Source organism: Cytophagia bacterium CHB2, assembly GCA_030263535.1.
Classification (GTDB): Bacteria; Zhuqueibacterota; Zhuqueibacteria; order Zhuqueibacterales; family Zhuqueibacteraceae; genus Coneutiohabitans.
In genome coordinates, this window is the sequence record SZPB01000339.1 from 1 (window position 1) to 7091 (window position 7091).

Sequence of the window (7091 nt, forward strand, 5' to 3'; positions counted from 1 at the left end):
GTCCCCACGGCATGTGGGAACGCGCTACCACTTCGACGCGGCCCGCCGGTGTGATCTTCTTCACCAAACGGCCGCCATAACTCGCAACATAGACATTGCCGTCTCCATCCTGCCAAAGCCCCATTAAATTATGACCATCGCCGAAAACATGTTCGCTCAATCTGCGCTCTTTCAGATCACGCGCCAGCGTGACAACCTCGCCATCCGGCGAAATACGGCGCAAATCGCCGGCGTCGGTCAAATAAACCGCTCCCTCAGCGCTCGCCATCATCCAACGCACGTCGCGAAAGTCGTGCGTTTTGCAGAGATCGGAGATCGTCCCGTCCGGCATGCGTTTGCGAATGACGGTAGGCTCGCCGCGTTCAGCCCAATACATGTTGCCGGCAGCATCGCGCACAAAGCTGCAATCCTGATAATCCTCACGAAATCCCTCGCGCGGCGGGATTACTCGTTCAAGCTTGCCGCTTGCATGCAATTTCCAGACATAGTGCCCCCACTTGTCCGAAGCTTCGCCCTCGTACCAAAGATGCTCACCGTAAAGGTTGTCATCGGCATCGAGATAAAGCTCATGCGTGTGCACATTGGCCACCGCAACAGATTTTTTGCCTTCCGGCGAAATCTTCCAAACCTGCTTGAGATCGGTGTAGAAAATCTCACCGCGGCTGTTCATGACAATGCCAATGCCGGGATGGGCAATAACCGAAGCAGCCAATAAATGAAAAAAAATTGGCCAAAGAAATTGTGCATGCCTCATTCAGCCAGTTCCTTCCACCTTAATTCAGCGCGATTGAGGAAGCGATTACGTTCTGCCGGATCGAGTCCGGCAGTGGGTTCGTCAACGATGATGAGCTGAGGATGATTCAACAACAACTGCGCAATGCCGAAGCGTTGTTTCATCCCACCGGAATAGCCCTCGACATGTTTTTTGCGCACTTCGTAGAGGTTGGTGATTTCCAACACTTCGCGGATGAGCCGTGAACGCTCCGCTCGCGAAGCTATGCCCTTCAGCGTCGCGAAATAATCCAACAAATCTTCTGCGGACATTTTGGGATAAACGCCAAACTCCTGCGGCAGGTATCCTAACATTTTACGCAAGCTCATGGGGTCCTGCAAAACATTGATGCCGTTAAACATGATGCTGCCTGCGTCCGGACTTTGCAGCGTGGCAATCGTGCGCATCAACGAAGACTTCCCGGCGCCGTTCGGACCAAGCAAACCAAACATACCGGCGCCGATTTCGAGATTGACGCCATCAAGCGCTTTGACGCAATTTTTATAGGTTTTGCTGAGGTTGGCTATGCGCAGAGTCATGCAATTTGCCTTTAACTCGATTGGCTCGCTTTTAGAATTTTTTCAATTGTATTCCAGTTACGCGTCGTTATTTTCCGCCCATATTCCTTTTCTAGCATACTCATGAGATCGACCGTCCGGTGAAGTATTAAGATGCTGCAAACCTCGCGGTCATTCGCACGAATGATTCTGCAATTTTTGTCGGGAGTTTCATACGGAATCTTCAGACTGCCCTTGTTTTTCTCCGAAAGAAAGGTCACAAACAACCGCGTTTGCGGCGTGATTTTTATCCCCGCGAACGGCGCCGCCTCAGCCAGACGCCGTAGCTCTTCAATCTTGCGGACGAGCACGCCGATTTCACGGCCAAAATCCGCCGCCAGCTTTTTTTCGATTTTATTTACCAGCGTGCTTTCGCTGGTGGACGGCGCGGTAAAAAGCACATTACCGCTGGCCAGCATAGTTTTGACCTCGGTGAATGCCAGGGCTTCAAACGACGTCTTCAGTCTGTCCATTTTGACGGTGACGCCGCCAACGTTGACGCCGCGCAGAAAAGCGACGTAATCAACCATGAAACTTCTCTCCCTTCTTGAGCATTGTCAGAATCGCCTGCATGCGCCGTGCCCGCGTTTCGGGCTTCTTGGCGATTTGCAGCCGCCACGCAATCGCGCAGTGGTTCGCCCGGTTCAGCGACTCAAAAAACGCTTTCGCCTTTTTGCCCTTCGCCAGAGCTTTGAGAAAATCCGCCAGCAGTTCCATCGCTCCTTGTGGTTCGTAGGCCTTTTCCCAGCGCCCGTCCTTCCTTGCCGCTTCCGTTTCGTTGAGACCGGCAGGCTTCATTCTGCCGGCTGCAGTCAGGCTGGCCATTTGATGCTATCTCATCAATATCATTTTTTTTGTTTCCTGAAATGCGCCAGCACTCAAGCGGCAAAAATAGATTCCGGAAGGCACACCTCGATTATGATCATCAGCGCCGTCCCACACAACAGCTTTTTCACCGGCAGACTGCAGTCCCTCGACCAAGGTCCTGACCTTGCGGCCCTGCACATCGAAGACGGCCAACTCGACCGGCGTGGCCCGCGGCAAGTGATAGCGTATCTCCGTCGCAGGATTGAAAGGATTCGGGTAATTCTGTTTCAACACGAACGCCTGCGGTTTTGCAGAACGAGTATCATCAACGCGGGTTCGGCTGCCCAGCGCCATTTCTGCGGCTTCCGCCACGGACAAGCCCACCAACTGCTGCAACGGACCGAGCCTTGCAAGTTCGACATTCAACGCATCGCGCAGCGAGTCGCTGGCAGCAGACCCGAGACTGTCCAAGAACGCGGACACAGAATCGATCAGGGTCTGTGTGACGAGCATGCTTCCATCACCGTCCAACAGATTGTGCAGCGGCGCCTGCATCATGGCAAGGGCGCGCACAGCTTGCATGCCGAGGTCACTGCGATCAAAGAGAAGCAGCGGCATCACCTCCGGTGCGGCGCGATAGTAGAGATTCACGAACTGCGTTCCGGTTTGCGTGGTCAGCAACGCCTCGTCCCGGAAGCGGCGGAAGAGATCGACCTCGAGGGTGTCAACGATAGCCGCGGTTGCAATGACACGGCCGGCAGCGGTGCGCAAGGCCGGCGACGGCAGGAAAAGCGCAAGGCACTCGAGCGGGCAACGGCAAAAGTGCATGGTCACAAACGCATCGAGCGACTGGTTCAAGCCGTCCGTGATTTTGTAAAGAAAGAAATCGGTTTCGAGGCTTGCGGACAACAATCCTTCATGCGAATAGGTGATGCTGGTATCATTGAACGACTCAATGGCGCCGCCAAATGCCGGCTCGCCCACGCTCAGCACGCGGATGGGATCGCCCTCGGGATCAGAATCGTTTTGAAGAACGCGCAGGGTTTTGTTGCTGTTGAAAAAATAATCCAGATAAAGATAATCATCCGCGCGGGCGACCGGCGGTTGGTTCGGCAACGGCGCGTTGTGAATGGTCACTGTGAAATTGTCGCTGCCGTGACGGTAAATCAAATCTTGATTGGAAGGAAGCGGCGGCTGGGTGGCGCCGCGGGAACTGAGGCGCGAAAAACCAAAGTAGAGAAAATCGCCCACATCAGAAAAATCGGGGTGATCACCGGAGCCGTCGAGCGCAGTGAAGCTGCTGGCGGTCAAACCGGTGAGGCTTCCGCTGTGCCACAAAGTATCGGCCACCACCTGCAAAAATACGTTGGCGCGAAAAATTCTGCCGGATTGCCGGACTGCCGGAAAGCTGCGAATGAACGCCTGATTCCAGGGCAAATCGAGCAGTCTGATGTCCTCAGCATAGTCAATATGGTCGATCGCCTCCAGGGCGAGATATGCATCACCGTCATAGATGTGCGTGACTTCGAGGCGTGTCAAATCACTCGCTCCCGGCGGTGCCGGCAGGATGTGCTCCATGAAACGAAAGGCGCCGGGATTGCCACCCGTGGTTCGCTGCGTGTGGGTCTCGCTCGCACCGAAGGTTGTGGCCACCGTCACACCCCAGTTGGCGGACTGGTAGGTGCTGTCGGAGATGACGGTTTGACCGTGAAGGGAGCAGCAAGCCAAGAGGAGGAAAATCAGGGGCGGCGCAAAGCAGGCGTTTTCAACTCGCATGTCACGATCTCCCTTTGAATTTTTTAAGATTTAATCGCATAACATGGCGCCGGGTTCCGGTGCGTCCCACTTCCACAAAGCCCGCTCTTTTAAAGGCACTCACAAATCCCATAAACGGCTGGCCCCGTCTTGCTGCTTTGCTTCTGCTGGCACGCCAGGCCATGCACCAACAATACTTTGGCCCGCCGCGGCTTTCGAAGAGTGTCACAAAGGCATTCAAGCGCTGGCGATCGACTTCGTGAAAGATGAGGTGTTGCAGCTTATCATTCATCGAAGTTGCGAAGCTTTCGTCAGGTTTCGTTCCTCACCCGGGCCAGCGGGCAAGGCCACGGATTTCAACACACCCGAGTGCTGCCGTGGCGTTTCAGAAAGTTCTTTCATCTGCAGAAGGGCCATAAATGGAGGGCACCGGTATGTCGTTGAGACGCATGTAGACTGTCAGTTGTCCGCGGTGATGCACGAGATGGTTTATGGATGAGCCAACCATTTCTCCGGCAGGAGAGCTGAGCATCACCTGACCCTGGTTTTTGAGAAAAAAAGTTTTGTCCAGTTCTTGGTCGGTAACTTTGGCCAGTGCATTTCTTGTGCCTTTGAGATTTTCATCAAAATGATTCACCAATTCCGCCGTAGTTTTGGGCTGAAAATGTCCGAATGTGGCAAAGTCGATTTCACCCTTCTCGACGATGTAGGTTATCCATCTTGGGATTTCTGCAACCAGCAGGGCGAGATAACCCATGGTCATGGATTTCTCATGCGGCTTCCAGCCGAATCGACTCTCCGGTATGCGTTCCAAACATTTGCGTGTGGCAGGAGCTTCGGCTTTCAGTTCTTGCAAAAACGCTGAACCTCGCGTCAATTCAGTCATATGTTATCCTCCTTGAGGCCCGGCGGTGGCAAACCGAGCCCCTTGTGATAAAACTGCAATGCCCGTTGCAGATCGTCAACGCCGAGCGTGATGAAACTAATTCGCGGTTTCATGCTGTCATTCCGATTTGGCGGGATGGCGATAGAACGTCTTGGCGACGATCTTCCAGCCCTCCTCGAATTTGTAGAGCGAAATATAATCAGTGAAGGTGTGTTTGCCGTCGCGATAAAGCTCCACTTTCACGACCGCGGCGCTGCCAGTAATCTCAACCAGCGGGAATTCCGCTTTGATTTCCGGCCGGGGCTTGTTTGCGCTTTTTGCTTTTGCGGCTTCGATGCGGGTAATCCATTCATCACGCGTCACTTTATTGATCTGGCTGCCGTCCTGCACGAACATAATGAACTCTGCGTGAAAGCCCCGGCGCATGGCCTCACCGCCAGGATTGGCGTGCACGCCCTGAACATAGGCCTCTTCCACCACTTTGATCACTGCCTGCTTTTCATCTTGATTCCAGGCGAATGCACTCATGATAGTCAGCAGCACCATAACAACTGAACTCTGCAGGACTCTTGTTTTCATTGCTCGATCTCCATGTTGTGAATCATTGGATAAATGGGAACGTTCTTTTTGTTATAAAACTTCGATCCTATTTCACTTTCTGCAACGTCATCTCGTGGAACTGTCGCCAACTCTTTCCGTCCTGCGACAGCTCTCCCTTCTCGAACCACTCACCTTGTTCCGTCAGCTTGACCGTATATCTTATGCTAGCGCCTTGCGGAGTTTGAAATCGCCATTGAAAACCCTCTTCGACAAATTCAGCTTCTGCCTCCGTGCTGCGCCCATCGGCCAAATACGATTTTAGACGATATTGTTTTGCCGTTGCGTCGTAGGAGACGATCCCAAGGGCATGATGCACGGCAACCTCTTCCTCTTTCCCGGCGACTTTGGCCTTGCCCAATCCTTCTATCAGAAGAACCATACCGCCAAGTTTCGGCTGAACGTTTTCAGTAATAGAAGAAGTCCGGCGCTGGCCCGGAATGAACTCGGCCCAGCCTTCCCCTCTCCATTCTCCGACCAGGAAGTCGAGCTTCTTCATTTCTTCAAGCTGGGCAGAGCTGGAATGCTGAGCTAAAGTGGAGGTGGTCAACACCAGCAACAACAGGGCACAGGTCTTCATGCGCGCCTTGTTAGGTTGGAAGTTATTGAGAATGGTGAATGAGTCATCTTGTTCATGACGAGTGTGAAGTTATATTGCGAGCGCAGCGCAAGAACGCACGCCGCTTCGTACTTGCTTAACTCGAAACCCGATTGGTCCGGGTTCTCCGCAAGAGGGGCGTTGATCTCTTGTTCTCTCTTCTGATGCACCAGCGGAAGCGTTATCGTCTTTAAGCGTATTTGAAAAGTCGGCGACTGACCGATCGGCTTCCTCCAGAGAATGGTCAAATCGCGCGATTTTTCAAACAAGTTATCGCCAACCGATCGGTCAGTTTTTTAAGTTAGGACTTTTCAAATGCCCTCTTTGAGGTCATTGCCGGGCGCCTGGGGCCGTTCTTTGGTTGGATTTAAATTGTATTCTTGCGATTTGCCGCGCGGGATGCTGAGCGATTTCCAATTCTTGCCGGCTTGAATCCGCGCCAACAGAACGATTTGGCCCGCATGATAGGCGGCATGCGCGAGTGATCGCTGCAAGGCATCGGATACCGTTAATTCTTTGCCACGAATCCTGACCACTTTGCCTAAATCAGAATCTTGCAACGCGTCGATTTCATCAAACAAAATTCTCCAGCCCTCCTCCCACTTCTTTAACACAGTCGCTCGATCTTCTCGTTTCTCTTCAAATTCCTCATCGCGATTGCGCCACGGTTTCTCGCCGTCTTCTGTCAGGAAGTTGGTGAATCGCGATTTGAGATTCCCAGAGATATGATTCATGATGACAGCGATCGCATTGGTGTCTTCGCCGGCGGCATTGTGCAACTCCTCATCTTTGATTTGGGCAATTGCCCCTTCCGCCAAAAATTTGTAGCGTTGATATTCCGCTTTGATGGGTTCGATGATCAATTGCTGCTCCTAACGGGGGTGAATCGGAATCAAAAACTAAAATTATCCCAATTTACTGACAATCGCGAATTGACTTGACACATTTTAGCCAGTAAAATCAAGACTATTCTTGTCAAGGTAAATACCGAACATCAGTAGGATCGTCATTTAAATAACTTGCTCATTTTCTTTAAACCGCTAATCAACGCGAAGGGCCGCTAATGCTTTTTAATTCGCGATGATTCGCGTGTATTCGCGGTGGAAGATTGAGAAAGTT

General features: G+C 52.5%; 9 protein-coding genes and 2 pseudogenes. All 11 read right to left on the minus strand.

All coding sequences use genetic code 11. From position 1 onward, the window contains the following. The coding region (locus FBQ85_23940; protein ID MDL1878186.1) for a hypothetical protein at positions 1 to 712 on the minus strand (712 nt) is incomplete at its 3' end. Between the two features lie 74 nt (positions 713 to 786). After that, positions 787 to 1311, minus strand: a pseudogene (locus FBQ85_23945) (ATP-binding cassette domain-containing protein). An 11-nt stretch (positions 1312 to 1322) separates the two neighbouring features. Further along, positions 1323 to 1859 carry a DUF1697 domain-containing protein gene (locus FBQ85_23950; protein ID MDL1878187.1) on the minus strand — a complete coding sequence of 179 codons (537 nt, stop codon included), beginning with the start codon at positions 1857 to 1859 and terminating at the stop codon, positions 1323 to 1325. Further along, positions 1852 to 2154 carry a hypothetical protein gene (locus FBQ85_23955; GenBank protein ID MDL1878188.1) on the minus strand — a complete coding sequence of 101 codons (303 nt, stop codon included), beginning with the start codon at positions 2152 to 2154 and terminating at the stop codon, positions 1852 to 1854. The genes FBQ85_23950 and FBQ85_23955 overlap by 8 nt, the downstream gene beginning before the upstream one ends. 6 nt (positions 2155 to 2160) lie before the next feature. Beyond that, positions 2161 to 3912, minus strand: a complete 1752-nt coding sequence (locus FBQ85_23960; GenBank protein MDL1878189.1) for a T9SS type A sorting domain-containing protein — start codon at positions 3910 to 3912, stop codon at positions 2161 to 2163. 1 nt (position 3913) lies between these two features. Next, positions 3914 to 4183, minus strand: a complete 270-nt coding sequence (locus FBQ85_23965; protein MDL1878190.1) for a hypothetical protein — start codon at positions 4181 to 4183, stop codon at positions 3914 to 3916. Positions 4184 to 4276: 93 nt separating this feature from the next. Then, on the minus strand, positions 4277 to 4777 hold the full coding sequence (locus tag FBQ85_23970) for a damage-inducible protein DinB (GenBank protein ID MDL1878191.1): 501 nt from the start codon (positions 4775 to 4777) through the stop codon (positions 4277 to 4279). A 14-nt stretch (positions 4778 to 4791) separates the two neighbouring features. After that, positions 4792 to 4890: pseudogene (locus tag FBQ85_23975) on the minus strand (VOC family protein). Between the two features lie 4 nt (positions 4891 to 4894). After that, on the minus strand, positions 4895 to 5356 hold the full coding sequence (locus FBQ85_23980; protein MDL1878192.1) for a nuclear transport factor 2 family protein: 462 nt from the start codon (positions 5354 to 5356) through the stop codon (positions 4895 to 4897). Between the two features lie 67 nt (positions 5357 to 5423). Then, entirely contained in the window at positions 5424 to 5954 is a 531-nt protein-coding gene (locus FBQ85_23985; protein ID MDL1878193.1) for a DUF1579 domain-containing protein, read from the minus strand. Between the two features lie 329 nt (positions 5955 to 6283). Then, on the minus strand, positions 6284 to 6835 hold the full coding sequence (locus tag FBQ85_23990) for a DUF1572 domain-containing protein (GenBank protein ID MDL1878194.1): 552 nt from the start codon (positions 6833 to 6835) through the stop codon (positions 6284 to 6286). Positions 6836 to 7091 lie beyond the last annotated feature (256 nt).